At 41.7% G+C, this 26,620-nt stretch carries 23 protein-coding genes; 8 read left to right on the top strand and 15 right to left on the bottom strand.

Going from position 1 to position 26,620, the window contains the following annotated elements:
* Positions 1 to 70 precede the first annotated feature (70 nt).
* The 10 genes from glmM to dinB form a co-directional block, all read right to left on the bottom strand.
* A complete protein-coding gene (gene glmM, locus O6P32_RS03730) occupies positions 71 to 1,459 on the bottom strand; it encodes a phosphoglucosamine mutase (RefSeq protein WP_178266546.1) in 1,389 nt (462 codons plus the stop codon).
* A 5-nt stretch (positions 1,460 to 1,464) separates the two neighbouring features.
* Positions 1,465 to 2,160 (bottom strand): DUF4827 domain-containing protein, encoded by a 696-nt coding sequence (locus O6P32_RS03725; protein WP_269876877.1) that lies wholly within the window; start codon positions 2,158 to 2,160, stop codon positions 1,465 to 1,467.
* A 99-nt stretch (positions 2,161 to 2,259) separates the two neighbouring features.
* Entirely contained in the window at positions 2,260 to 3,300 is a 1,041-nt protein-coding gene (locus tag O6P32_RS03720; RefSeq protein WP_178266548.1) for a DHH family phosphoesterase, read from the bottom strand.
* Between the two features lie 170 nt (positions 3,301 to 3,470).
* Entirely contained in the window at positions 3,471 to 5,444 is a 1,974-nt protein-coding gene (locus O6P32_RS03715; protein WP_269876876.1) for a ComEC/Rec2 family competence protein, read from the bottom strand.
* 3 nt (positions 5,445 to 5,447) lie between these two features.
* The gene (gene rpe, locus O6P32_RS03710; RefSeq protein WP_269876874.1) at positions 5,448 to 6,110 is read right to left on the bottom strand and encodes a ribulose-phosphate 3-epimerase; all 663 of its coding nucleotides are present in this window, start codon (positions 6,108 to 6,110) and stop codon (positions 5,448 to 5,450) included.
* 11 nt (positions 6,111 to 6,121) lie between these two features.
* Positions 6,122 to 7,108 (bottom strand): metallophosphoesterase, encoded by a 987-nt coding sequence (locus O6P32_RS03705; protein WP_178266551.1) that lies wholly within the window; start codon positions 7,106 to 7,108, stop codon positions 6,122 to 6,124.
* A 12-nt stretch (positions 7,109 to 7,120) separates the two neighbouring features.
* Positions 7,121 to 8,350 (bottom strand): clostripain-related cysteine peptidase, encoded by a 1,230-nt coding sequence (locus O6P32_RS03700; RefSeq protein WP_269876872.1) that lies wholly within the window; start codon positions 8,348 to 8,350, stop codon positions 7,121 to 7,123.
* Between the two features lie 6 nt (positions 8,351 to 8,356).
* Positions 8,357 to 8,761, bottom strand: coding sequence for a hypothetical protein (locus O6P32_RS03695; RefSeq protein ID WP_269876870.1), 405 nt, complete (start codon positions 8,759 to 8,761; stop codon positions 8,357 to 8,359).
* A gap of 166 nt (positions 8,762 to 8,927) precedes the next feature.
* Complete coding sequence (locus O6P32_RS03690; protein WP_178266111.1) at positions 8,928 to 9,788, bottom strand: sigma-70 family RNA polymerase sigma factor; 861 nt, start codon at positions 9,786 to 9,788, stop codon at positions 8,928 to 8,930.
* 739 nt (positions 9,789 to 10,527) lie between these two features.
* A complete protein-coding gene (gene dinB, locus O6P32_RS03685) occupies positions 10,528 to 11,616 on the bottom strand; it encodes a DNA polymerase IV (protein ID WP_269876869.1) in 1,089 nt (362 codons plus the stop codon).
* Between the two features lie 99 nt (positions 11,617 to 11,715).
* On the opposite strand from dinB, the gene O6P32_RS03680 reads away from it, so the two are divergent.
* The 3 genes from O6P32_RS03680 to fmt are packed head-to-tail and all read left to right on the top strand — an operon-like array spanning position 11,716 to position 15,079.
* Positions 11,716 to 12,279 carry an L-threonylcarbamoyladenylate synthase gene (locus tag O6P32_RS03680; RefSeq protein ID WP_269877042.1) on the top strand — a complete coding sequence of 188 codons (564 nt, stop codon included), beginning with the start codon at positions 11,716 to 11,718 and terminating at the stop codon, positions 12,277 to 12,279.
* Between the two features lie 11 nt (positions 12,280 to 12,290).
* Entirely contained in the window at positions 12,291 to 14,090 is a 1,800-nt protein-coding gene (locus tag O6P32_RS03675) for a chloride channel protein (RefSeq protein ID WP_178266109.1), read from the top strand.
* Positions 14,091 to 14,107: 17 nt separating this feature from the next.
* Positions 14,108 to 15,079 carry a methionyl-tRNA formyltransferase gene (gene fmt / locus O6P32_RS03670; protein ID WP_269876866.1) on the top strand — a complete coding sequence of 324 codons (972 nt, stop codon included), beginning with the start codon at positions 14,108 to 14,110 and terminating at the stop codon, positions 15,077 to 15,079.
* 81 nt (positions 15,080 to 15,160) lie between these two features.
* Here the strand turns inward: fmt and O6P32_RS03665 are convergent, their stop codons facing one another.
* Positions 15,161 to 15,895 carry a NigD1/NigD2 family lipoprotein gene (locus tag O6P32_RS03665; RefSeq protein ID WP_456299575.1) on the bottom strand — a complete coding sequence of 245 codons (735 nt, stop codon included), beginning with the start codon at positions 15,893 to 15,895 and terminating at the stop codon, positions 15,161 to 15,163.
* Positions 15,896 to 16,073: 178 nt separating this feature from the next.
* Between O6P32_RS03665 and O6P32_RS03660 the strand changes: the two genes are divergently transcribed.
* Both O6P32_RS03660 and O6P32_RS03655 read left to right on the top strand, forming a co-directional pair.
* Complete coding sequence (locus tag O6P32_RS03660) at positions 16,074 to 16,628, top strand: RNA polymerase sigma factor (protein ID WP_269876863.1); 555 nt, start codon at positions 16,074 to 16,076, stop codon at positions 16,626 to 16,628.
* Positions 16,625 to 17,911, top strand: coding sequence for a porin family protein (locus O6P32_RS03655; protein WP_269876861.1), 1,287 nt, complete (start codon positions 16,625 to 16,627; stop codon positions 17,909 to 17,911). The genes O6P32_RS03660 and O6P32_RS03655 overlap by 4 nt, the downstream gene beginning before the upstream one ends.
* A gap of 131 nt (positions 17,912 to 18,042) precedes the next feature.
* Here O6P32_RS03655 and O6P32_RS03650 read toward each other — a convergent pair whose 3' ends face one another.
* The 3 genes from O6P32_RS03650 to O6P32_RS03640 form a co-directional block, all read right to left on the bottom strand.
* Complete coding sequence (locus tag O6P32_RS03650) at positions 18,043 to 19,230, bottom strand: FprA family A-type flavoprotein (RefSeq protein ID WP_269876859.1); 1,188 nt, start codon at positions 19,228 to 19,230, stop codon at positions 18,043 to 18,045.
* 18 nt (positions 19,231 to 19,248) lie between these two features.
* The gene (locus O6P32_RS03645) at positions 19,249 to 20,190 is read right to left on the bottom strand and encodes a TIGR01212 family radical SAM protein (protein WP_269876857.1); all 942 of its coding nucleotides are present in this window, start codon (positions 20,188 to 20,190) and stop codon (positions 19,249 to 19,251) included.
* Positions 20,191 to 20,459: 269 nt separating this feature from the next.
* Positions 20,460 to 20,864 (bottom strand): DUF6249 domain-containing protein, encoded by a 405-nt coding sequence (locus O6P32_RS03640; protein ID WP_269876856.1) that lies wholly within the window; start codon positions 20,862 to 20,864, stop codon positions 20,460 to 20,462.
* Positions 20,865 to 20,998: 134 nt separating this feature from the next.
* Between O6P32_RS03640 and O6P32_RS03635 the strand changes: the two genes are divergently transcribed.
* Positions 20,999 to 21,544 (top strand): RNA polymerase sigma factor, encoded by a 546-nt coding sequence (locus O6P32_RS03635; protein ID WP_178266100.1) that lies wholly within the window; start codon positions 20,999 to 21,001, stop codon positions 21,542 to 21,544.
* A 5-nt stretch (positions 21,545 to 21,549) separates the two neighbouring features.
* The gene (locus O6P32_RS03630) at positions 21,550 to 21,900 is read left to right on the top strand and encodes a hypothetical protein (RefSeq protein WP_178266099.1); all 351 of its coding nucleotides are present in this window, start codon (positions 21,550 to 21,552) and stop codon (positions 21,898 to 21,900) included.
* A gap of 110 nt (positions 21,901 to 22,010) precedes the next feature.
* Here O6P32_RS03630 and trpS read toward each other — a convergent pair whose 3' ends face one another.
* Positions 22,011 to 23,105, bottom strand: coding sequence for a tryptophan--tRNA ligase (gene trpS, locus O6P32_RS03625; RefSeq protein WP_269876855.1), 1,095 nt, complete (start codon positions 23,103 to 23,105; stop codon positions 22,011 to 22,013).
* Positions 23,106 to 23,259: 154 nt separating this feature from the next.
* Between trpS and carB the strand changes: the two genes are divergently transcribed.
* Entirely contained in the window at positions 23,260 to 26,484 is a 3,225-nt protein-coding gene (gene carB / locus O6P32_RS03620) for a carbamoyl-phosphate synthase (glutamine-hydrolyzing) large subunit (protein WP_269876854.1), read from the top strand.
* Positions 26,485 to 26,620 lie beyond the last annotated feature (136 nt).

Here is a 26,620-nt window from a genome sequence, read left to right as displayed (position 1 = left end):
AACAAAAAGAAATACCCCAACAAACAAAGATTTCTGTCTGATGGGGCTATATCACTCAAAAAAATTATTCTTACTTAGCCAGGCTGTACACAATATCCATAATCTGTTTACCCAACTCATCGGCCGCCTCCATAGTAGCAGCTTCCGAATAGACACGGATAATAGGCTCTGTATTACTCTTACGCAAATGTACCCATTTATCCGGAAAATCAATCTTCACACCATCAATATCGTTTATCTCTTCATTTTTGTAGAGTTCTTTCACTTTTGCAAGGATAGCATCTACATCTGTTTCCGGTGTCAGATCGATACGGTTCTTAGCAATAAAATAGTTAGGATATCCGGCACGCAATTCACTCACCTTCTTGCCTTCATGTGCCAGATGACTAAGGAAAAGAGCAATACCTACCAAAGCATCACGTCCGTAGTGAGATTCAGGATAAATTACACCACCATTTCCTTCACCTCCAATTACAGCATGAGTATCTTTCATCTTGGTCACTACATTTACCTCACCTACTGCCGACGCATTATATTCAGCACCGTATTTACGGGTCACATCGCGTAAAGCACGAGTAGAACTCAAGTTAGATACAGTATTACCTGGAGTATGTTTCAATACATAATCAGCCACAGTAACCAATGTATATTCCTCGCCATACATTGTTCCGTCTTCGCAAATCATAGCCAGACGGTCAACATCCGGGTCTACCACAAAAGCCACATCAGCCTTTCCTCCCTTCATCAGGTTCATGATATCACCCAAGTTCTTTTCAAGAGGTTCCGGATTATGCTGAAAATCACCGGTCGGTTCACAATACAATTTTTCTACATGCTGTACTCCCAGGCGCTCCAACAACTGAGGAAGAATAATTCCTCCCACCGAATTCACACAATCGATAGCGACACGGAAATCAGCCTTGCGGATAGCTTCCACATCCACTAACTTCAAAGCCAATACACTATCAATATGTTTCTGATTATATGTATTATCTTCAGTATACTTGCCAATATGATCAATATCCGCAAAATCAAATGCTTCGGCTTCTGCAATGCGCAACACTTCATTTCCTTCTTCAGCATTCAGGAATTCTCCATGCTCATTCAGCAGTTTCAATGCATTCCATTGTTTCGGATTATGGCTGGCAGTAAGAATGATACCACCGCAAGCACCTTCCATTGTTACAGCGAGCTCTGTGGTCGGTGTAGAAGCCAGACCGATGTTTACCACATCAAATCCCATCCCCATCAAAGTTCCACATACTACGTTCTTCACCATCTCTCCAGAGATACGTGCATCACGTCCAACTACAATCTTATTACTTTTTACAGTAGTTGTTTTACGAATCAGCGTAGCATAAGCCGAAGTAAACTTTACAATATCAAGCGGATTCAGTCCTTCTCCGGCTTTTCCCCCGATGGTTCCGCGAATACCGGAAATAGATTTAATCAGTGTCATGACAATTATTTTCCTAAATTATAAGTAAGTTCATAGAAACAAGGATATACATACTTGGAAGCCGTAGAGGAACCCTGACCATGAGGAACAATCAAACGTACTCGTGTAACCTGTTCACTTGAGGTAGTTCGGAAAGGCTTCACATACTTCAACGGAATCAACCATCCGGTAGGAACCGCAGTACTGCCATACTGATTATACATCAGCGAGCGTCCCTGAAAAGTAGCCGAATAAGAAGTACCGTCTATTGTAACCTTAAATTCCTCATCATAGATATAATAGTCGGGGTTAAGAACTCCCATATTAGCCAGTAAAGTATCACCCACAGCCATGCCCAAATCAGAACGTTCCTGCATAGCAACCTCCACAAAGCGAGAAAGTATTTCCTGTGAGCCATCTCCCAGTACCTTTCCTTTATATTCGCCTGCATGTTCTCCTTCGGTATATTTCGGACCTTTCTGAATAATATTCATGTATACACCGCTTTCTTCAAACAGAACATACTGGTTTTCTGTTGTCATTGTATCCTGCGCATAGAAGTCTTTTTCGCTGATTACATTAATGTTGTTACGGCTAATCCATGCATTAATAGCATCTGCTTCTTCTTCTTTCATCTCCGCATACGTTTTGCCATTGTTACAACTCTGTAAACAAAAAGCCAACGCACATACTATGGTAAATACAAAATTTATCTTTTTCATTTTTATTCGTTTTATCACGACAAAAGTAATAAAATGGTTAATATACACCTTCCTTTTTTATCGTATTATGAATTATTTAACGTTCAAGGGAGATTTCTTTCATTCGTTTTTCAACAACAAGTCCTCATATTTTACCAAAGCCTGCTTAAACAGTCCTATAGCTTCTTCCATCGTGCCATAAAACTCTCCACCCGAGGCATTCAGATGTCCGCCTCCATTGAAGAACTCTGCCGCAACCTTGTTGCAAGGGAAATTACCTACAGAACGAAGTGAAACTTTAATCATATTCTTCTCTGTATCTTCACGCAGGAATACAGAGAAACAAATTCCTTTCATCTGCAAGGGAATATTGACAAAACCCTCTGTATCTCCTTTCACATACTGGAACTTACCTTGTTCTTCACGGGTAAGCCAAATCAGTGAAGAGCGGAATTGAGGGAATACTTCCATTTTATCGTACAGCACATAACCCATCAAACGCAAACGGCCTTCGGAATAAGTATTGAAGACTTTTCGGTAAATCGCATCCTTATCGATTCCTTTCGACAGAAGCTCGCTGATAATAAAGTAGATTTCACGATTATTGGAGTTGTAGCTGAAACCTCCTGTATCGGTCATCATTCCGGTATAAATACACTCAGCTCCTTCGCGGGTAATATCACTAAAATATCCCAAACGGCAAATCAAACGAAAAATCAACTCAGAAGTTGATGATATTTCCGGATGAGAAATCGTTACTTTACAGAATGGTTCCGGATTCAGATGATGGTCAATCATCACTTTACGTCCTTCTGCTTTTGCAACTGATGCTGCTACAGCGTCAATGCGCGAGAGAGCATTGAAATCCAAACAGCAGATTACATCAGCTTCTGCAATCAACTGATCGGCAAATTCAGCATATTTATCATATCGGATAATATCTTTTGCTCCAGGCATCCAACGAAGAAAGTCGGGAAAAGCATTAGGTACTATAACGTGAACATTCTTTTCCTGTCCTTCCAAAAAGTGGTATAGTCCCAGTGAAGATCCCAAAGCATCTCCATCGGGAGACACATGTGTAACAATTACTATTTTGTCTGCTCGGTCAAAGTATTTCTCTACTTTATCAATATTGGCCTGAAGTATTACTTTTGATAACATATATGTATAAATTTTTGAAGCAGCAAAAATACAAATTTTATTCTGATTCTACCTGGAGTTATCTACAAAATCAGCCGATTACATACAGGTAAAGTTTGAAGTTTTTATTCTTTCCAGGAATGACAATTACTCATTGGCCGATTTTGCACAATGCGAGTTATATTCCACTGTTAGGATTCCAGTGCAATCAGCATTCCTTCTTCCGCCACCTCTGCATAAGAAAGACCTCTTTCACGGCATTCGTCTTTCAAACGTTCCTTGTAACGAACATTGAGTGATGAATCGAACAAAATCTGACGAGGAGAAAAGACGCTGGTCAGATCGGACAGACTACCTTTGAATCCCCTACATACATATATATAATCCAACTCCAATGGAAAAGCCGATTGTTTTTCTCTCCACCGGCCATCATCTATCAGTCCCACAGACAATGAACCGACTTGATAGATACCGGAAGAATTATCCAATAGCGTAAGTTCTCTCCCATGCTTAATATATACAGAAGAACGGGCTACACAGAGATAATGCTGCTCCGGAAATAACTTATCGGAAAGGAACGTCCCCAACCAGACATTCAGTACAATCAAAAAAGGCAATAAACGACGAAAAGTCCACTTTCTGTAGCAAGAATAAAAGAAAGCTATCAGTAAAAAAGAAAGCACAACCTGAGTTTCCGAATAATAAATGGATGTAAACTGTGAGGAAGACAGACCTTGTACCCATGCCATGGTTTCATTAAGAGCAATTACTCCTCCCTTCAAACAAGCGACAATCAGACTGCTTACCCCTACCCCAGCCGAGATGTCTAAACACAATGCCAATAGAGCAGTACCTAATATACAAACCGCAAGCGGAGTTACTACCAAATTGGACAACAGAAAATAAGTGGGAAAAGCTCCAAAATAATACAATATCAAAGGTAAGGTACCCAGCTGAGCTGCCAGTGATACAGCCATCGTGTTCCATACATATTTTAAAGGTTTATTGCGAACTGGCTTAGACGAAAATATCGGATAAAACAGAATTATTGACAAGACAGCAATAAACGACAATTGGAAACTGACGTCAAACAAATAAAGAGGTTGATACAACAACATCAGAAAAGCAGCTAATACCAACGCATGTCCACCCGAGAAACGATCTTCCACAAAAAGTGAAGCTATTATATATAAGGAGAACATAGTCACAGCACGAACTACAGAAGGACTCAGTCCTGTCATAAAAGCAAATCCCCACAACAGACTGACTATCAACAGAGCAATCCCTGTCTTTCCGCCTCTCAAATAGCGTAACGGATACAGAATACCACCAAGAATCATCGCCAAAATACCTATATGAAGTCCCGACAATGCCAAAATATGACTTACCCCTGCTGCACTATAAGTCGCTTTCAGCTCCGGTGTCAAATCGCTCTTGTCTCCCACAGTAAGAGCCGATACCACAGCCAGTACTTCACCAGTCAGCCCCCACTCACTGTACTTCTGCACAATAGACTCTCTCAGCAGAAGTGCCCGCTGTCTGAATGTGAGCTCCGCTTCCCGTTTCAACAACTTCCAGTCTCCCCGAAAAGCTACCGCAGTTCCACTCACGCCCTGTACCTCCAAATATCTGCCATAGTCAAAGCCGGTAAGCAAAGCGGCCGAAGCAGGACGACGAATACATGCCTGAAAACAAATACGGTCTCCTATGGCAGGAGTATCCTGCAAGGAATCGGGCATCCAATACAACAATACAGACCGGTCTACCGGTATCCAGCAGTTCTGCAGCGTATCTTGCCGTGCCATTACCCGTACCTTGGCCTGCAGGGTTTTCTTTTTAGGCTGTGGTATATCTTCTACAATTGCTGTATAGACACCCTCTTCTTCCAGCCAGTCATAGCGCACCTGTTCCACCCGAAGGGTAGAAAGCAACATACCAAGTATAATAAAACAAAGGGAAATTATTCCACCAAAGAAAAAACGGAAACGATACTTTCCTATAAAAAACACTCCTGCTGCCAACGCAGCACCGGCAAGCAAACATCCCCAAAGAAAAGACACAGAAAGATATCCGGAAAACAATCGTTCCGATAAAAAGATTCCGGTTGCCAGCGCAAGGGTCAACCGGAATATAGGATAAGCTGTCAATGTGGATACAGCTGCCACACTTTACTTCTTCAACTGTTTCAACTGATGAATCATATCAATCATATCGGGAGCCTTAAATACAGCATTACCTGCCACCAGAACATCAGCTCCGGCATCGGCCAATAAAGCACCAGTTTCCAGATTTACTCCACCATCGACTTCAATCAATGCATGTGAGCCTGTACGCGCAATCAGTTCACGCAATTCTTTTACTTTATTCAGTGTATGTGGAATGAACTTCTGACCACCAAATCCAGGGTTTACACTCATCAGCAATACCATATCTACTTCGGTAATAATATCAGCCAGCATAGACACAGGTGTAGACGGATTCAATGTAACTCCTGCCTTCATTCCTGCCTCCTTGATTTGCTGTACAACGCGATGCAGATGCGGACAAGTTTCAAAATGCACATTCATCATCATCGTGCCCAAATCTTTCACTTCCTTGATGAACTTTTCGGGCTGTACAATCATCAGATGCACATCAAGCGGTTTCTGACACAGTTCTGCCACGTATTTCAATACCGGAAATCCGAAAGAGATATTAGGAACAAATACCCCATCCATAATGTCGATATGCAGCCAGTCGGCCTCACTTTGGTTAATCTTATCCAAGTCTGCTTTCAAATTTCCAAAGTCTGCCGACAGCAGCGATGGAGATATCTTCAATTCATTTGCCATATCAATACAGTCTATTTAGTTTTATCAATTTTTCTGGGTAACGTTTCATACTGGAAAGGAGGAGCCACTTCATAATTACCTTTATCGTCCGTCCAACGACAATGTGCTATGCCCACCTTATTTCCTTTTATTTTAAGTACAGCAAACGATCCGTTTCCATCCTCATCGGGCCACGCATTGTTCACTTGATAAATAGGATACCCCCGATAATGCTGTACGGAAGGTTCATGAGTATGTCCAACCAGGAATGCAGCTACGTTATAACGGTCCAGAATGTCGAACAAACGTTCTCTGGCACTTTCAGGCCACCATTTAATCGCCCAATCATCCACGCCATAGTGCTGTATATATACCACCGGATTACCTTTTGAGGCATATTTTTCCAAGTCATCTTCCAGCCATTTCCAATTCGCTTCGCCCAATACGGTATCTCCCGAGAAGCGTTGAGCCTGCACAAAATGCACATGACCGATATTCCATGAATAACTGCGGCTTGACGGATGTACGTTCAAGATCTCTTTATGCTGCAATTTCTCCAACAGCAAAGAATCCAAATAATACAGATTGAAAGCCCTTCCCGTCAGATTAGCCATAGAGTCTCCGGATATAGGGTCGATATCATGGTTCCCGAATCCGGGATATACAGGATAATTCACACTTTTATCCCCTTCTTTTCTTTCATAACGCTGACGATATAAATCCAGTATATCGGGATGAGGTTTATCAAACATATCTCCTGCTACAATAACTCCATCCAGTTTGCCGACTGTAGTTCCTGCTATTCCCTGAGGGGCATCTTGTGGAAAGCAGAATTTACCTTCTATATTATTAATTGCACGTACATGATAGTACTGATCCGTTTCGGGAGGTAAATCAAAATGTAAATCACCGGCAACAACTACTGTTACCTCGTCTGCTGTTTGCGATTTATCCGAACACCCGCACAAACAGCATACCCCCAATACGCTCCATAGATAAAAAAAAGATTTTCTTGCCATATTAAATCAGAATCAATTCATTACTTCTTCCCATCCAACAGCTTTATACCAGGCAATAGATGAAGTATAATATGTATTCCATGTTCCATTATTTACATTACAAGGATCGTACATTCCCATACCACAAAAACGGCTATCATCTATTACAAGTCCATTAAAATTATATCTGGCACCCGATAAACAATTCTTAGCAACCACTACCTGCGACATGGCATCCCGTATGGCATCGGGAGTCGTTCCTCCGTTTACTTTTGTGAGATAATCCACCAAATCGAAAGAGAAGTATTTATACGAAAACACACCGTACTGTTGTACCTTCGTATAATCAAAATTCTTCACTGTTTCCTTGTTTCGAGTCAGTTCCGCCTTCACCACTTCTGCCAATTCTTCCATTTTTGTACAGTCGAAGGCTGCATAGGTTCCCCATGCACGTTCGGCATCTTCTGCATTAAAACTGACGATAATATCGCAAACGCTTTGCCAATTTACCTCATCTTCATACAGCAAATCGAATATACGATCATAAGGCATTCCGATTCTCGGTGTTTCCATTACCGACGCAAAACAATACCGTGTAGCATTACGAAGTTCGTATGCCACCTCTGCAGTGCCCATCATGCAGGCATCAAACATTACGAAATCGAGATTGTCATCAGGAAAACTTCTTTCCAATGTCTGTGCCAATTCCGGAATATTAATAGCATTCTTACTACTTCCGTCTTGCCCAAAAGAACGGCCGGAATATGTAGTTGAAACCGGCAACCATCCTGTTGCATGTGAACCGAAAATCAATCCGTAGCTTTTAGAAGGAGCTATGCTTTGCATCGTCTTCAAGATATCCTCCATCACATACGGATCGGTAGCAAGTCCCTCTCTCGCCTGATGAATTTTCGCATATTGCAACATCTTGCTGATGGTAATGTCACCCCAGTCTATCACCGGGATTCCGTTTATATTGCCATAACCGTCAGTCCGAAATTCCAGAATCTGAGGAACATCAATATTATCATTCGAAGAAGTTGGCTTATAATAAACCAATAATGTACAACTATCCGGAGAAGCAACCAGATTTTCGTACATCCATAACACATTCTTCATAATATCTCCATCCAGATTATTATTGGCGACCAAATAGGCCAGCATGGTACGATTCTTTTTTACCGAAAGATGATAGTCCGGCAATTCATTGGAACACGATACCAACAACAGGATAGAAAACAGGCATAACAAAAGTTTCTTCATGTCAAATTAATACAATTCGGCTTTTTCGAACTTAAATTCCGGATTTACATCCTTTATAATCAATGATTTTCCCTTCTGGTAACGTTGTCTAATCTTATTGACTTCCTTATTCAGTTTTTTCTTGCTTTTATTGAAATAGATAAAACAAGTACGGTTTTTTCCATTCTCCTTGCTTTCCAGATACTCTTTCAACTGGATACTATACTGTGCTCTTCCATCCAGAAGTCCTTTTTCTCCCAATGAAGCACTATCTACATACTGCACATTGGTAAAATAGACTAAAGAATCTGTAAACGAAGCAGATACTCCAGCTATATACACACCATACTCTTTATCCTTAGACTTCTTTCCCCACATAGGAAAAGCAAGAGAAGCTATCAACAAGAAACAAACAAATTTCAGATACCGCATAATAAATCATTTTATATATAATGTGACAAAAGTAAACATTTATAGGCAAACTAAAAAAGGTAAATAATAAATTAATAAGAAAAACCAATAAAAAATGCGAAGCCCGTTCTTTCCGGACTTCGCATCTTTAATCTCTTTTTAGATTCGAAAATCAAGCCTTATCTTATTACCCCAAATAAGATTTGAGCAACTTACTACGAGAATTTTGTCTTAATCTTCTGATAGCTTTTTCCTTAATCTGGCGGACACGCTCACGAGTGAGCCCAAATTTGTCCCCGATTTCTTCCAACGTCATTTCCTGCGTATTAATACCGAAAAACATCTGGATAATATCCTTTTCTCTTTCGGTCAGCGTAGAAAGTGCTCTGTCGATTTCCTTCGAAAGTGATTCATTAACCAGCGAACGGTCTGCCATTGGCGAATCGTCATTCACCAATACATCCAGCAAACTATTATCTTCTCCTTCGACAAACGGTGCATCCACCGAGATATGACGTCCGGAAACCTTCAAGGTATCGGAAATCTTATCTACCGGGATTTCCAACTCGTCAGCCAATTCTTCCGGTGAAGGACGACGCTCGTTTTCCTGCTCAAATTTAGAGAAGGCTTTGCTGATTTTATTCAGCGAACCTACCTGGTTCAAGGGCAAACGTACAATTCGAGACTGTTCTGCCAAAGCCTGCAAAATAGACTGACGAATCCACCATACAGCGTAACTGATGAATTTGAAACCACGGGTTTCATCAAACTTTTCGGCAGCCTTGATCAAACCAAGGTTTCCCTCATTAATCAAGTCCGGCAAGCTTAATCCCTGATTCTGATACTGCTTAGCTACAGACACTACAAATCGCAAGTTCGCACGCGTAAGCTTCTCTAATGCTATACGGTCCCCTTTACGAATGCGCTGAGCGAGTTCTACTTCTTCTTCTACAGTAATCAGGTCTTCACGACCTATTTCCTGCAAGTATTTGTCCAAAGAAGCGCTCTCTCGGTTAGTGATACTTTTGGTAATCTTTAATTGTCTCATTATTATAAACCGATTTGGTAGGCAAAGTTACTAAAAAATAATCAAAGATGAAGTCTTTCTTTAAGAAAGATTAAGTATTAAATTTTGTCAATATTACTTACACAAACTTTACTCCTTATCTTTTCAACTGATTCTTTTTATAAACACTTCTCACACAAAAAGGTTCTGAGGGTATTTTACAAGAAAAACAAAATAACATTAAAAAAGGAATTACACTATACAAATTCAAGAAATCAGCACTTTTCGATAACACGCATTTGAAGAAAAATCTTCATTTACAAAAAGAAAAAGAGACAAAAACAGAGTAAAATACATGTTTTACAACAGAATTGCACTGCATTAAACAAGAAGGTTTTTCAATTGAACCGACAGTTTACGATACTTGTATTGACAGGAAACGATACAAGTACCGTCGGATAATGCGACTAATCGCATCTGCCAACGCAACCAAACATAGATTTTACAGCAACTTTTCATCTCCTTTTCTTTGTTTTTCACAAGCAAAGCAAGACAAATTCCGTATTACCAAATTACATATTTATAAAACATTACCAGACAAATAAACAGAAGAAATACGGTAAATACAGAACTTATTATATAAATAGCGCGGCAAATACTATCTTTTTGCACTTTATCAACCTTCAAAAAATGCCCTTTTTCCCCGGCACTTTCCTACCGAAGTCCAAATACGCCATTCCACAAAGGGGTAAATTATCATTTTGTCAGAAATGACAATTTGTTATTTTTCAAATTCCAACTCCAGTTGTACCCACTCCGGAACACGCTCTTGCTGTTCATCCTTTGGATTAGATACAGACAATCCTAACAAACGGATAGGATGTTGCTCATAGTCCACTTCACTCAACAACTGCTTGGCCATAGGGAGTATATCCTCCAGTTTATACAACAAGCGGGAAGAAGTGCGACTCCGGGTAATCTGGGAAAAATCATGGAATTTCACCTTCAGTGTCAAAGTCATCCCCTTGAACTCTTTCCGTTCCAAGCGTACTACCAGTTCACGGGCTACATGGTAAAGTTCGATAATTACTGACGATTTCAGTGTAATATCTTTCTCCAAGGTATGCTCGCAACCTATCGACTTACGTATACGCTCAGCTTCTACGGGACGCAAATCTATTCCCCGGGCAAAATCGTAATACAACTGACCGGTTTTACCAAACTGCCGTATCAACATCTCAAGCGAACAGGCCCGCAAGTCTTTCCCTGTGTGTATTCCCAACAGATGCATTTTCCTGGCCGTCACACTCCCAACTCCCCAGAACGATTCGATGGGAAGGGTACTGATAAACTCTTCAGCCCGCTCGGGATGAATGGTGCACAGTCCGTCTGGCTTACGATAATCGGAGGCTACTTTTGCCAGAAACTTATTGTAAGAAACACCGGCCGAAGCCACCAGATTCAGTTCCGAGCGGATACGTTGCTTGATTTCCCGTGCAATATCCACAGCCAGTTCAATGTGCTTCTTATTCTCTGAAACATCAAGAAAAGCCTCATCCAGTGAAATCGGTTCAACGATATCCGTATAATCGTGAAAGATTTCATGAATACGAGCCGATACGCCTTTGTAGACTTCCATCCGCCCTTCTACGAAAATCAATTCGGGGCAGAGTTTCTTTGCCTTTACCGACGACATAGCCGAACGTACCCCATACCGGCGTGCCTCGTAACTGGCCGCAGCCACTACACCACGCAAATCGGCATGCCCCACTGCCACCGGTTTCCCCTTCAGTTCCGGATGGTCGCGTTGCTCAATAGAAGCATAAAAGGCATCCATGTCGATATGAATAATCTTACGTCCGTCTGACATACATTTCCTCTCTTTCCCGCAAATTTAGCGAAAGTTTTTTGCGTCCTCGTAAAATCATTTGTACTTTTGCTTGTTAGTGTTTAAAATAGAAAACTTATGATGAAAGACGAAATAAAAAAAGCCTGCGAAGTGATGCAGAAGGGTGGAGTTATTTTATATCCAACCGATACAGTGTGGGGAATAGGCTGTGATGCAACCAACGAAGAAGCTGTAAAAAGAGTATACGAAATCAAACACCGTGCGGACAGCAAGGCAATGCTCGTATTGGTAGACAGTCCGGTGAAGGTAGATTTTTATGTACGTGACGTTCCTTCGGTAGCTTGGGACTTAATTGAACTGACTACAAAACCTCTGACTATTATTTATGATAATGCACGCAATCTGGCTCCCAACTTAATAGCAGAAGACGGCAGTGTAGGCATCCGTGTAACCGAAGAAGAGTTCTCCAAACAGCTTTGTTTCCGTTTCCGAAAAGCAATCGTCTCGACATCTGCCAACATCAGCGGACAACCGGCACCGGCTGTATTCAGTGAAATTACAGAAGAAATCAAACAAGCCGTAGACTATGTAGTGGACTTCCGACGTGAAGAAACCGGACACCCCAAACCTTCAAGCATCATCAAACTGGGCAAGGGAGGAGAAATCAAAATTATCCGGGAATAAAAGACAAGAGTATGGAATCCATTCAAGAAAAAAAGACATTACTTCAGCGATTTATTGTCTGGAGAAGCAAACATATCAAAGATAAACAGTTCATTTTAATCCTGAGCTTTCTGGTGGGTATCTTCACCGCTTTTGCTGCTTATGTTTTGAAATTCCTGGTAGAGTACATCAAAGAGTTTCTGACAGAAAATTTCGACTCAACAGGAGTAAACTGGTTGTATCTTGTATATCCGGTAGTCGGTATTTTTCTGACGAGTCTTTTTATCCGTAAAGTGGTACGCGATGACATCAGTCATGGGGTGACCAAAATTCTTTATGCCATCTCACGAAAACAGAGTCGTATCAAACGCCATAACATCTGGTCGTCTGTATGCGCATCAGCCATCACCATCGGATGTGGTGGTTCGGTCGGTGCCGAAGCTCCGATTGTACTGACAGGCTCAGCCATCGGTTCCAATCTGGGTAGTATCTTCCGTATGGATCACCGTACACTGATGCTACTTGTAGGATGTGGTGCGGCAGGTGCTGTATCGGGCATCTTCAAAGCTCCTATTGCAGGATTGGTCTTCACCCTCGAAGTACTGATGATTGACCTTACCATGGCCTCGCTGCTTCCACTGCTGATTACCAGTGTCACAGCTGCATCGGTTTCCTATCTGCTCACCGGTACGGAAGCAATGTTCCAGTTTCATCTGGATTATCCTTTTGCACTGGAACGTATTCCTTATGCTATTGCCTTAGGTATATTCTGCGGATTGGTAGCCTGGTATTTCACCCGCTCCATGAACTGGATAGAAAACATTTTCCGCCGTTACAGCAATCCTTATATCAAGTTCTTGATAGGTGGTGCAATGCTGAGTGTATTGATTTTCCTGTTTCCTCCACTATACGGTGAAGGATACGATACCATTTCACTCCTGCTGAACGGAACCACAAATGCTGAATGGGAAACCGTAATGAACAACTCACTGTTCTACGGCAGCAGCAGTTTGTTGGTTTTATACCTTATACTTATCATCCTGTTCAAAGTATTTGCCTCCAGTGCGACCAATGGAGGTGGCGGATGCGGTGGTATCTTTGCACCAAGTTTGTTTTTAGGCTGTATTGCCGGGTTTGTCTTTTCACATGTATGTAATGAGTTCCATATAGGCAATGTGTTCATTCCCGAAAAGAACTTTGCACTGATGGGAATGGCAGGACTGATGTCAGGAGTCATGCATGCACCACTGACCGGAATCTTCCTGATTGCCGAACTCACCGGAGGATATCAGCTCTTCCTCCCGCTGATGATTGTATCAGTCAGTGCCTATCTTACCATCATTGTTTTTGAGCCTCACAGTATCTACTCCATGCGTCTGGCTAAAAAAGGAGAACTGATTACACATCATAAAGACAAAGCGGTACTGACTTTGATGAATATAGAAAGTATCGTAGAAACAGACTTTCTGAAAGTTCATCCTAACATGGACTTGGGAGAAATGGTAAAAGTGATTTCAAAATCAAATCGTAACCTATTCCCCGTTGTCGATACTCAGGATCATTTGATTGGTATTGTAGTATTGGATGATATCCGAAACATCATGTTCCGACAAGAATTATACCATCGCTTTTATGTAGAACGTTTCATGAATCTTCCACCGGCACGTATTATCAATACAGACTCCATGGAAGTAATCATGAAAAAGTTCGATGATACTCAAGCATGGAACTTACCGGTAGTAGATGAAGAAGACAAGTACATTGGTTTCGTTTCGAAATCGAAAATGCTGAACACATACCGTCAGGTCTTGGTAGATTTTTCAACTGAATAAATACAAAAGACATACATATGAATAAGAAAGACTTAAGAATTGTATACATGGGTACTCCCGAATTTGCCGTAGAGAGTTTGAAGCGGCTGGTAGAAGGAGGATATAATATAGTAGGAGTTATCACCATGCCCGACAAACCAATGGGACGTCATGGCAGTGTGCTCCAGCCTAGTCCGGTAAAACAGTATGCCGTATCACAAGGTTTGAAAGTGCTTCAACCGGAAAAGCTGAAAGACGAACAGTTCTTAGCCGAGCTTCGTGAACTGAAAGCCGACTTGCAGATTGTGGTGGCATTCCGTATGCTGCCCGAAGTAGTCTGGAATATGCCTCCTATGGGAACTTTCAATCTTCATGCTTCTCTATTACCACAATACAGAGGAGCTGCTCCCATCAACTGGGCGGTCATCAACGGAGATACAGAAACAGGAATTACAACATTTTTCCTGAAGCATGAAATTGATACAGGTGAAATCATCGATCAGGTACGGGTACCTATAGCAGATACAGATAACGTAGAAATTGTATACAACCGCCTGATGATGTTAGGAGGAGATTTGGTACTAAAGACTGTAGATGCCATTCTGGACGGTAACGTAAAGACAACTCCGCAAGAAGAACTGGCTCAAATAGAAGAACTGCGTCCGGCTCCTAAAATATTTAAAGAGACCTGTCGCATAGACTGGACGCAAGGAGTAAAGAAGGTATACGATTTCGTACGAGGATTGTCTCCCTACCCTGCTGCATGGACAGAGCTTCACCAAGGAGAACAAGCACCGGTAATGCTGAAGATATTCGAAACAGAAAAACAATATTGCTCACACAACTATCAACCGGGCAGTATCGATACAGATAAAAAAACTTACTTCCGTATTGCTACTACAGACGGATATCTGAATATACGTTCCTTACAGTTAGCAGGAAAAAAACGAATGGAAGTTACCGACTTCTTGCGAGGATATCGCTTCGACGATTCTACTTATGTAAAATAAACACTCTTCTATAAAAACAAAGACCCGGTAGTGACGGACAACCAATGTCGGTCCTACCGGGATTTTCATTAATATATAATTTTAAAAAGAGTGCATTACAGAAGAAACGGTCAAAGGTTTTATAATCATTCTATCCATCGCTTGCCGTTTCACTATACATTGTGCATGCGAACCAGATTCGTCATAATATAGAATCTTAAATCCTTTAATTTCCGTATCAGGGTATTTTTCATCTATACTCGCTAAAGTATACGAAGCAATTCCCCAGCCTCTGGTATCCCAATCAGGCAAATCTCCTTCAGCATTATGACGGAACTCTACCGGAAGTATTCCATTTTCATCAGGTACACTTTCTTCCGTCAGTACCAGACTGATGCGATGCGGCTTTCCCGATGTAGAAGATGCGAGCGTAAACTGAATATTCAGATGCTCTTTAGTCACAGAAGCTACAGCAATATGCACAGGGTCATCTCCATATATATCTTCTTCACCATTTCTTATATCATCTACGTTTTTAGTCAGAACCTTATAGAGTTCTACTATCTGAACAGAAGCAGGAGTACTTTCGTTATTTCGTTTCTCACCTTCATAAAACTGAACTCCAGCCAATACACGTTGCCCGACTGAGTCTGCTTTTTCAACAATAAACCAGTTCGGATTAGTAGGCTTTAACAAGCCGTAAGAGTCCGATTCAAAAGTCAGATTAGTGCCCACTTCCGTAACTGTACCCAACGTAGAATAAAATCCTTCCGGCTCATCATCATTCAAACAAGATGAAAGGAAAATACTCCCTAATACAAGGGACATGCAATGCATTTGTTTTAGAAGTTTCATTATACACTTTCTTTTTTAGTTTCATCTCTTAAATACAAGAAAAGAAAGTTCACTGCATGCCTGTTTGTTAAAATACATTAATAAAAAAAAGTAATGAATCAGATGCAGTAAATTTACCTCATCTTCATTTTAAAAATAAAAACAGAGAATAAAACCGGATATGACAGAAGAAGAGTTGGCGTTACAATGTAAGCGAGCAGATAACAAAGCCCGCAAGCTTCTTTATGAGCGTTACGGCGGTCAGCTGATGGCTATTTGTCTCCGTTATTCCGGCGATAGAGAAAGTGCAGAAGATATTCTGCACGACGGATTTTTACGCATCTTTCAATCAATTGGACAATTTACCTATCAAGGCGAAGGCTCCTTAAAGGCCTGGCTATCCAAAGTAATGGTAAATGAAGCACTGGGGTTTCTCAGGAAACGCAATACCCAGATGCAGCAAGAGGTATTGATGGAAGAAGTACCCGATCAGGAAACCAATGAAAACGAAAATTCAATAAACGAAATTCCTCCCTCTGTTCTCATGAAATTTATCAGAGAATTACCGGAAGGATACCGAATGGTATTAAACTTATATATTTTCGAGAACAAGAGTCACAAAGAAATAGCTTCTTTATTAGGCATTGCAGAACATACCTCATCGTCACAGTTCTACCGTGCCAAAAGTTTATTGCAAAAAAGAATTAACGAATATAGAAAACAAATAGCACAATGAAGAAAGAGGACAAATGGATTCAGGATATACGTAAAAGCTTGGAAGACTATTCCGAACCGCTTCCCTCTCATCTATGGGAAGAGCTGGAAAAAGAATTGCCTGCTCCCAAGGTTATTCCAATGTGGCGCAGATGGCAAACAACAGCTGCAGCAGCAGTACTGGTACTGGCTGTTTCTTCATTGACAGTTTGGTTCTGGTCTTCTCCTTCGGCACAATATATACAACAGATACCTGTCGCATCACAGGAAGTACAACCTCATACCGTAAATGAAAGTTCACTTCCTCAGGTCACGGTAAAAGAAGTTACACCTTCCGAAGCGCATGAGTACCTTGCTCAAGGACAAATAAAGAAAACAACAGACGAAGTATCACCACAAACCTATGCTACTTTGCCGGTTGAAGAAAAAGTTCCGGCACCTGCTATCATAAAAGAAGAAAGTGAAAAAACAGAAGAAAATAACATCACGAAAGCAGAAAAGGAAAATACAGAAGACACCAAGCAACTTCGCCAGCAGCGTATGGAAGCTGATAAAAGGCAAATGCAGAGAAATCAATATCTGGCATACGCACAATCCAAGGCTTCCAATAAACAGAAATGGTCTGTGGGTGTAACTGCAGGGAATACTCCTTATTCTACCTCTTCCTCTTTCGGAGGCTTTGGACGTTTGGATACACGGGCCATGTCGCTCGAAACACTCAATCCAACCAACCGGGTAGAAGCTGCTTATAGTCAGGTTTTATTGAATAACAGAGAACAAGTCACTCAAACCGATATACGTCATCGCACTCCTGTCACAATAGGAGCTTCTGTAAAATGGAATCTGAATGACGACTGGGCCATTGAAAGTGGATTGAATTATACTTTACTGTCTTCCGAACTTCATTCGGGATCCCAATCGTACGTAGAAGAAGAACAAAAACTACATTATATTGGTATCCCTCTGAAAATACACCGTACCATCTGGCAAAACAAGCTGTTCTACTTCTATGCTTCTGCAGGAGGAATGATGGAGAAATGCGTATCGGGGAAACAGGAAGTTATTTATGCATACGATACCAACAGCATAGAAAAAGAGACGAGATCGCTGGATATATCTCCTCTGCAATGGTCGGTAATGGCTGCTGTAGGAGCACAGGTAAACATAGTCAAACGATTCGGTATCTACATTGAACCTGGTATGGCTTATTACTTTGATGATGGAAGCGATGTAGAAACTATACGCAAGCAACACCCGTTCAACTTCAACCTGCAATTCGGATTGCGCTTCAGTTTATCGAAATAAAGCTGCTCTTTTAGATTCGTTTATATACAAATTCTCCCTTTATCTTCTGGCTACATCAGCCAATAGCATAAAGGGAGAATTCATTTCCGACAGAATGTACAATGTACATTCTGTCCGGTTAATATATCATCTTAACGGTCGGCTTTCAAGCGCTCTGCCATTGCTCTAGCCAATTCTTTAGCCTTCTGGCAGCTATCCGCCTTCATACTCTGCTTCATTTCTACAGGTTCACCCACCAATTCGAAATTCAATTTCTGACTGCATTCACACAACTTCTTCACTGCAGCACTAGCCCATGTAAACGAGCCGAAATATCCCATATAACGGTTCTTCATCTCACGTGCAGCTACCTTACTCAACAAAGCTTCCATCTCAGGATAAAGATTCATATTGTATGTAGTACAGCCTACAATCAATCCTTTATACTTGAAGATATCCGACAGAATAAACGAATGATGTGTATGTGACACATTATACATCACAATATTACGGATGCCCTGTGCGCTCAGTTCTTCGGCAATGGTCTCAGCCATTTCTTCTGTATTACCATACATAGTACCGTAAGCAATCACTACTCCTTCTTCTGCTTCATAGCGGCTCATCTTATCGTACATGTCTACTACCTTGGCAATATTTTCTTCCCATACCGGACCGTGAGTAGAACAAATCATCTTGATATCAAGACCGCTACATTTCTGCAAAGCCTTCTGTACCGGATTTCCGAATTTACCCACAATGTTTGAGTAGTAACGACGCATTTCGTTCCAATAAATATCTGTATTGATATCCTTATCGATACATCCGCCGTTCAATGCTCCAAAGCAGCCAAAGGCATCACCTGCAAACAAGATTCCTTCAGTAGAATCGAATGTAACCATTGTTTCCGGCCAGTGCACCATCGGAATCAGATAGAAGTTCAGTTTATGATGTCCTACGTTCAAAGAATCCCCGTCGGCTACCACCAAACGCTCACCGGTTACCCCATAGTAACCTTCCACCATATCGAAAGTTTTCTTGTTACCTACCAATATAATATCGGGATAATGCTGCTTGATCAAAGCCAAAGAACCCGAATGATCCGGTTCCATGTGATTAATAATCAGGTAATCAATCTTTCTGTCTCCAATCACATTGCGGATTTTCTTCAGATACAGTTCAAAATAACAAACGTCTACCGTATCTACCAGAACCACTTTTTCTTCGTCTGCAATCAAATAAGAGTTATAAGATACGCCATAGGGCAACGGCCACAGATTTTCAAACAAATGTTTGTTACGGTCGTTTACACCAACATAATGTACATTACCTTTCAGTTTCATTGTTTTTTACTTACTAAATTAATACGTTATATTATTTTTACTACAAAACTTTCCCTGCCATGCATCGCGTTCCACCAAACGCTTCTTTACTTTATTTGTAAATTCATGATTCTTCAATCCCCAGTCTGGTGCGATAAGCAACTCTTTGGGCGACTGCGATACAAAGCGTTCCAGCACTATATCGGAGCGTAAATGCTCAATATAGTCGATTACCAAATCGATGTACTCGTCTGCCGAATACAGATGAAATGAATCAGGCTCTTTGGCATATTCCAGCGCCATCCGCGTTCCCCGTATTAATTGAAGCTGATGCAACTTCAGGGTAGTAAGCGGAAGCTCCGACAAAGCCTCAGCCTGTGCCATCAGCTCTTCTTTACCTTCTCCGGGAAGTCCCAATATGACATGCCCTCCTGTCAATATCCCTCTCGAAGCCGTACGACGTACCGCATCGGCTGTACAGGCAAAATCGTGTCCTCTATTGATGCGACGTAATGTTTCATCATTCGTACTTTCGATGCCATATTCCACCAACAGAAAGGTCCGCTTATTCAGTTCAACCAGATAATCAAGCAAAGAATCGGGCATACAATCCGGACGAGTACCAATCACAATACCCACTACTCCTTCTACAGACAAAGCCTCTTCGTACATACGTTTCAACTCCTCCAGTTCGGCATAAGTATTGGTGTACGCCTGAAAATAAGCAAGATATTTCATCTCCGGATACTTGCGTGCAAAGAATGCTTTCCCCTCCTCCAACTGCTGTGATACGCTTTTCTCCGTACGGCAATAAGCCGGATTAAAAGTCTGGTTATTACAATAGGAACACCCGCCATATCCTTTCGAGCCATCTCTATTGGGACAGGTAAAACCGGCATTTACAGAAATCTTCTGTACCTTGAAAGGAAACATACGAGCCAAGAAGCCGGAAAAATCATTATATCGCCATTTCTTATCCATCCTATTGTATTTGCACCGCAAAGATAACATTTTTTGGTGGATACCAGATAATCAGACCATAGCGAATCATATAAAAAGTTATCCATACAGGCAGAGTAAGATAACCGGCGACGTTGTTCCCACAACCAACGACATCGAATACACAATCGACGACGCTGTTTGTATATACGACGTCGCCGATTACAGAGTAAAACAAAATGTAAGTAATAAGAGAGTTATAATACTATCACATCAAGATTTGAAGCAACTGCTTCATTCTCTATATAACCTTATTTGTTTTTCTTAGCCCTTGCCACTTCAATCAGAAATGACACAATCAGTCCGGCACCTCCACCCAACAAGACACAAGCTCCGTAAATAATCGATACGGTCTCACCTACACGCGAAGAATAAGAATCGGAGAAATACTCCGGCTGAGTACCGACAACCAAAGCATAACCTGCCAATAAGCCTAAGCCAAGTCCTGCCAGCAAACATCCCAAACGTAATCCGGAACTAGAAGCTGGCAAATGAAAAGCCGGCAACTTTCCTTCTTTCAACGATTCGGCGTCCAACTTATCTGCCAGTTTTTCAATCATCAGAATGCGTTCACGACGTCCTGCAAACAATTCAAACAATTTATAAATTACTCCAAATACAATTGCCACATTGGCTACTACCATCAATTCTTCCATAATATCATATTTTAGTTCTACATTTTTTTTGTTTCTTTGCCCCTTTAGACGCAAAAAACAGAAAGAGGTTACAAGATAAAAATATTTTCTTCCGCTTGTAACCTTTTATTTTGTTTCTGCGTCTAAAAAGACAAATGAAAACAGACGAACTACATATTATTACCCAAATACTGGCAGGAAAGACAGGAGAGTTTGCCTATTTCCTCGATACCTACGGCACGCAGGTCTTTTCCCTCATAGTCCGCATGGTAGGTTCGGAGGAAGATGCAGAAGAGCTGACTCAGGATACTTTCATGAAGGCTTTCGAGCATCTGTCTTCGTTCAATGGAAACAGCAGCTTCTCCACCTGGATTTATCGCATAGCCTACAACACAGCACTGTCTGCCTTAAGAAAAAAGCAGACGGAGGTACTGACTTTCGACGATAAATTATGGAATACCGTTTCGGAAACAGAAATAGACGAGGCCTTGGACGATGAGACAGAAGAGAATCTGGAGAAATTACGGAATATACTGGAACTGCTTCCTCCCGATGAAAGAGCTTTATTGACTTTATTCTATGAAGAAGAAAAAACCATTGCGGAGATTGCACATATACTGAATCAAAGCGAAGGAAACATTAAAGTCAAACTACATCGCTTGCGAAAAAAACTATATGTATTAATGAAAACAAAAGACTAAGAGATATGACTGAAAAAGACAAAGGAATAAAAAAAGCTTTGCAGCAACAACCTACTTACCGGCTGTCCAGCAATTTTACATACCGTATGATGCTACGGATAGAGGAAGAGGCCCGCTTAAAAGAGAAACGGATGGAACTCCGAATGCGGATAGCATTAATACTGACGGTGATAGCGGCAATCGGCTGTATCGGATGGCTTTATGGAAAAACCATGCTGAATGCACTGCGTACTTCCACCTCGCATCTTTGGGGACACATCTCACTGGACTTCTACCTTCCCATAGCCGGTGCATTGGTATTGCTCTTCTTCTTCAACCGATGGTTACGCAAAAAATACGGTCATCTACTGACATAAAGGTCTTATTCTAAAATACATCTAAAACGGAATCACCCTTATCACAGTTTTCTGCGGTAAGGGTGATTCCGTTTTAATATAAAGACAATTGTATCTGTCTGGTATAAGAATTATTCCTGAGCAAAACGTTTTACCTGTTCTTCAATCAAAGCTGCATCATCAAAATAATTGATTTTCATAGCCTGACGTACTTCACTCATAGTTTGTGCTGCAGCTTCACGCGCTACTTCACAACCTTTCTTCAGCATATCGTACACAGCAGGAATATCTTTTGCAAACTCTTTACGGCGTTCGCGTATCGGAGTCAACTCTTCCTGCATGATGGCAGCCAGGAATTTCTTCACCTTCATGTCACCCAAACCACCACGAGTATAGTGCGCCTTGAGTTCATCCAAGTCAGGATATTCCGGCAAGTAACGGCCGAAATGTTCCGGACGACAGAATGCATCCAGATAAGTAAACACACAGTTTCCTTCCAGTTTACCCGGATCGCTTACCTTGATGTGTGTAGGATCGGTATACATGCTCTTTACTTTCTTTTCTACTTCATCGGCAGTATCCGAAAGATAAATACAGTTGCCAAGCGATTTACTCATCTTTGCCTTACCGTCTGTACCCGGCAAACGCAAGCAGGCTGCATTATCGGGCAATAAGATTTCCGGTTCTACGAGTGTTTCTCCATAAATATGATTGAAACGGCGTACAATTTCACGGGTCTGTTCAATCATCGGTTCCTGGTCTTCGCCTACCGGTACGGTAGTAGCCTTGAAAGCTGCAATATCGGCTGCCTGACTGATTGGATAAGTAAAGAAACCTACCGGAATACTGGTTTCGAAGTTACGCATCTGTATTTCAGTCTTCACTGTCGGATTGCGCTGAAGACGAGACACGGTAACCAAGTCCATGAAATAAAAGCTCAATTCATACAACTCCGGTATCTGAGACTGGATAAAGATAGTAGACTTCTGAGGATCCAATCCTACAGCCAGATAGTCGAGCGCCACTTCTATTACATTCTGACGCACCTTCTCCGGGTTATCAATGTTATCTGTCAAAGCCTGACCGTCGGCTTCGAATATAAATATCTTGTCGTAAAGACCTGAGTTCTGCAACTCAACACGACGACGCAACGAACCTACATAATGTCCGATATGCAGTTTTCCAGTCGGACGGTCTCCTGTCAATATAATTTTCTCTTTCTTCATTATCTGCTAAATGTTTGATTTATCAATCCTATCTTTCTTTAATTACCGCAAAGATACGTAAATACTTTGTTTTCTTCAAAATAAATTGTTTCTTTGCAAATACTGACGAGATAAATAGCAGAAACGAAACAACCCATAAATCTATATAAACACAATGAAGAAAGAACTTAAAAAAGTACTCGTCTTAGGATCTGGAGCACTTAAAATCGGACAAGCAGGAGAATTCGACTACTCCGGTTCACAAGCATTAAAAGCCTTAAGAGAAGAAGGCATACGTTCGGTATTGGTAAATCCAAACATCGCTACCATACAGACTTCGGAAGGTATTGCAGACCAAGTATACTTCCTTCCGGTAACTCCTTACTTCGTAGAAGAGATTATTAAAAAAGAACGCCCGGACGGCATTCTGTTGGCCTTTGGAGGACAAACTGCATTGAACTGCGGTACTGAACTTTATCAAAAAGGATTACTCGACAAATATGGTGTACAGGTATTGGGAACTTCGGTAGAAGCTATTATGTATACCGAAGACCGTGACCTTTTTGTCAAAAAGCTCGATGAAATTGAAATGAAGACTCCCGTGAGCCAGGCAGTAGAAAACATGGAAGATGCACTGCAGGCTGCACGCAAGATAGGTTATCCGGTGATGATCCGTTCGGCTTATGCCTTAGGAGGATTGGGAAGTGGTATCTGTCCGAATGAAGAGAAATTCATTGAACTGGCAGAAAGTGCCTTTACTTTCTCTCCACAGATTCTGGTAGAAGAATCGCTGAAAGGCTGGAAAGAAATCGAATTCGAAGTGATTCGCGATGCCAACGACCATTGCTTTACTGTAGCCAGCATGGAAAACTTCGACCCGCTGGGTATCCATACAGGTGAGTCTATCGTAGTGGCTCCAACCTGCTCGCTGACCGAAGCTCAGGTTGAAATGTTGCAGGAATTGTCAAAGAAATGTATCCGCCATTTGGGTATTGTGGGCGAATGTAACATTCAGTATGCATTCAATGCCGACACAAACGACTACCGTGTAATTGAAGTAAACGCTCGTCTGAGCCGTTCTTCTGCACTGGCATCGAAAGCAACCGGTTATCCATTGGCTTTCGTTGCTGCTAAAATCGGTTTAGGATATACCCTTGACGAAATCGGTGAAATGGGTACACCCAACTCTGCTTATGTAGCTCCTTCACTGGACTATCTCATCTGTAAAATACCTCGTTGGGATTTGACAAAATTTGCCGGTGTATCTCGCCGCATCGGTTCAAGCATGAAATCGGTAGGTGAAATCATGTCTATCGGACGCTCGTTCGAAGAAATCATCCAGAAAGGCTTACGTATGATTGGTCAAGGCATGCACGGTTTTGTAGGCAACGACCATACTCGCTTCGAAAACCTTGACGATGAACTGGCTAACCCAACCGACCTCCGTATCTTTGCCATTGCACAGGCTTTGGAAGAAGGATACAGCATTGACCGTATCTTCGAACTGACAAAGATTGACCCATGGTTTATCGGTAAGCTGAAAAACATTGTTGATTACAAGAGCAAATTATTGTCGTACAATTCTTTGGAAGAACTTCCTGCAGAAGTATTGCGTGAAGCCAAAGTGTTGGGATTCTCTGATTTCCAGATTGCCCGTTTCGTACTGAAACCAAAGAGTGGCAACATGGAAAAAGAAAATCTGGCCGTTCGTGAATACCGTAAAAAACTGGGTATCTTGCCGGCTGTAAAACGCATCAACACCGTTGCTTCCGAGCATCCGGAACTGACCAACTATCTGTACATGACTTATGCAGTAGAAGGTTACGATGTAAATTATTACAAGAATGAAAAATCGGTTGTCGTACTTGGTTCAGGAGCTTATCGTATCGGTTCCTCTGTTGAATTCGACTGGTGTTCAGTAAATGCAATACAGACAGCACGTAAGCTGGGATACAAATCTATCATGATTAACTACAATCCTGAAACTGTATCTACCGACTACGACATGTGCGACCGCCTGTACTTTGACGAACTTTCATTCGAACGTGTACTCGATGTCATCGACCTTGAACAACCACGTGGTGTGATTGTTTCTGTGGGAGGACAGATTCCGAATAATCTTGCCATGAAGTTATACCGCCAGTCTGTTCCTATTCTGGGTACTTCACCAATCTCTATCGACCGTGCCGAAAACCGCAACAAGTTCTCTGCAATGCTCGACCAGCTTGGAATTGACCAGCCTGCTTGGCAAGAACTGACCAGTCTGGACGATGTAAAAGCATTTGTGGCTAAAGTGGGTTATCCAGTATTGGTTCGTCCGTCTTACGTACTGAGTGGTGCTGCCATGAACGTATGCTACGACGAAGAAGAACTACAACGCTTCCTGCAAATGGCCAGCGAAGTATCGAAGGAATATCCGGTTGTGGTATCACAATTCATGCAGAATACCAAAGAAATAGAGTTCGACGCAGTAGCCCAGAACGGAGAAGTGGTAGAATATGCTATCTCAGAACATATTGAATATGCAGGTGTTCATTCAGGTGATGCTACACTGGTCTTCCCGGCACAGCAGATTTATTTCTCTACTGCACGCCAAATCAAGAGAATCAGTCGTCAGATTGCAAAAGAGTTGAACATCTCCGGTCCGTTCAACATCCAGTTCCTTGCCCGCAAGAATGAGGTTAAAGTAATAGAATGTAATTTACGCGCTTCACGCAGCTTCCCGTTCGTATCGAAAGTTCTGAAACGCAACTTCATTGAAACTGCTACCCGCATCATGCTGGACGCTCCGTACAGTCAGCCGGATAAATCGGCTTTCGACATCGACCGTATTGGTGTAAAAGCTTCTCAATTCTCGTTTGCCCGTCTGCAGAATGCCGACCCGGTATTGGGCGTAGACATGTCGTCTACCGGAGAAGTAGGTTGCTTGGGCGATGACTTCAACGAAGCCTTGCTGAATGCATTAATTGCGACAGGCTACAAGATTCCAAACCAATCAGTTCTTCTGTCTTCCGGAGCTACTAAGTCGAAGGTAGATTTGCTGGATGCCAGCCACATGCTAAGCAAGAAAGGATATCACATCTACGCTACAGCAGGTACTGCTACCTTCCTCAATGCACACGGTATACCTACTACACCAGTGTTCTGGCCCGATGAGCGTCCGAATGCAGAAAACAACGTAATGAAGATGATATCTGAACATAAATTCGACCTCATTGTGAATATTCCGAAAAACCACACCAAACGTGAGCTGACCAACGGTTACCGCATCCGCCGTGGTGCCATCGACCATAATATTCCGTTGATGACCAACGCCCGTCTGGCAAAAGCCTTCATCGAAGCGTTCTGCCAAATGAAACAGGAAGATATCCAGATTAAGAGCTGGCAGGAATATAAATAATTCTTACAGCCTTCCATAATAAAGCCGGCTGCATCGATACACTTCCGATGCAGCCGGCTCTTTTTATATAAAGTATCCAAAGAAAAAACTGACATTACACCTTATTTACTATCTTTGTTTTATACCAAAGATACAA

It is taken from the genome of Phocaeicola acetigenes, from assembly GCF_027529745.1.
GTDB lineage: Bacteria > Bacteroidota > Bacteroidia > Bacteroidales > Bacteroidaceae > Phocaeicola > Phocaeicola acetigenes.
This window is presented reverse-complemented; position numbering and strand designations above follow the sequence as displayed.

Excerpts from the sequence above, each read along its gene's own strand:
- O6P32_RS03665 (WP_456299575.1), bottom strand. The coding sequence starts at position 15,895 with ATGCATTGCATGTCCCTTGTATTAGGGAGTATTTTCCTTTCATCTTGT.
- O6P32_RS03650 (WP_269876859.1), bottom strand. The coding sequence starts at position 19,230 with ATGAAACTGAAAGGTAATGTACATTATGTTGGTGTAAACGACCGTAAC.
- O6P32_RS03695 (WP_269876870.1), bottom strand. The coding sequence starts at position 8,761 with ATGCGGTATCTGAAATTTGTTTGTTTCTTGTTGATAGCTTCTCTTGCT.
- O6P32_RS03700 (WP_269876872.1), bottom strand. The coding sequence starts at position 8,350 with ATGAAGAAACTTTTGTTATGCCTGTTTTCTATCCTGTTGTTGGTATCG.
- trpS (WP_269876855.1), bottom strand. The coding sequence starts at position 23,105 with ATGAAGAAAGAGAAAATTATATTGACAGGAGACCGTCCGACTGGAAAA.
- glmM (WP_178266546.1), bottom strand. The coding sequence starts at position 1,459 with ATGACACTGATTAAATCTATTTCCGGTATTCGCGGAACCATCGGGGGA.
- carB (WP_269876854.1), top strand. The coding sequence starts at position 23,260 with ATGAAGAAAGAACTTAAAAAAGTACTCGTCTTAGGATCTGGAGCACTT.
- O6P32_RS03690 (WP_178266111.1), bottom strand. The coding sequence starts at position 9,788 with ATGAGACAATTAAAGATTACCAAAAGTATCACTAACCGAGAGAGCGCT.
- O6P32_RS03655 (WP_269876861.1), top strand. The coding sequence starts at position 16,625 with ATGAAGAAAGAGGACAAATGGATTCAGGATATACGTAAAAGCTTGGAA.
- O6P32_RS03725 (WP_269876877.1), bottom strand. The coding sequence starts at position 2,160 with ATGAAAAAGATAAATTTTGTATTTACCATAGTATGTGCGTTGGCTTTT.
- O6P32_RS03660 (WP_269876863.1), top strand. The coding sequence starts at position 16,074 with ATGACAGAAGAAGAGTTGGCGTTACAATGTAAGCGAGCAGATAACAAA.
- O6P32_RS03630 (WP_178266099.1), top strand. The coding sequence starts at position 21,550 with ATGACTGAAAAAGACAAAGGAATAAAAAAAGCTTTGCAGCAACAACCT.
- rpe (WP_269876874.1), bottom strand. The coding sequence starts at position 6,110 with ATGGCAAATGAATTGAAGATATCTCCATCGCTGCTGTCGGCAGACTTT.
- O6P32_RS03640 (WP_269876856.1), bottom strand. The coding sequence starts at position 20,864 with ATGGAAGAATTGATGGTAGTAGCCAATGTGGCAATTGTATTTGGAGTA.
- fmt (WP_269876866.1), top strand. The coding sequence starts at position 14,108 with ATGAATAAGAAAGACTTAAGAATTGTATACATGGGTACTCCCGAATTT.
- O6P32_RS03680 (WP_269877042.1), top strand. The coding sequence starts at position 11,716 with ATGAAAGACGAAATAAAAAAAGCCTGCGAAGTGATGCAGAAGGGTGGA.
- O6P32_RS03675 (WP_178266109.1), top strand. The coding sequence starts at position 12,291 with ATGGAATCCATTCAAGAAAAAAAGACATTACTTCAGCGATTTATTGTC.
- dinB (WP_269876869.1), bottom strand. The coding sequence starts at position 11,616 with ATGTCAGACGGACGTAAGATTATTCATATCGACATGGATGCCTTTTAT.
- O6P32_RS03720 (WP_178266548.1), bottom strand. The coding sequence starts at position 3,300 with ATGTTATCAAAAGTAATACTTCAGGCCAATATTGATAAAGTAGAGAAA.
- O6P32_RS03705 (WP_178266551.1), bottom strand. The coding sequence starts at position 7,108 with ATGGCAAGAAAATCTTTTTTTTATCTATGGAGCGTATTGGGGGTATGC.
- O6P32_RS03635 (WP_178266100.1), top strand. The coding sequence starts at position 20,999 with ATGAAAACAGACGAACTACATATTATTACCCAAATACTGGCAGGAAAG.
- O6P32_RS03645 (WP_269876857.1), bottom strand. The coding sequence starts at position 20,190 with ATGGATAAGAAATGGCGATATAATGATTTTTCCGGCTTCTTGGCTCGT.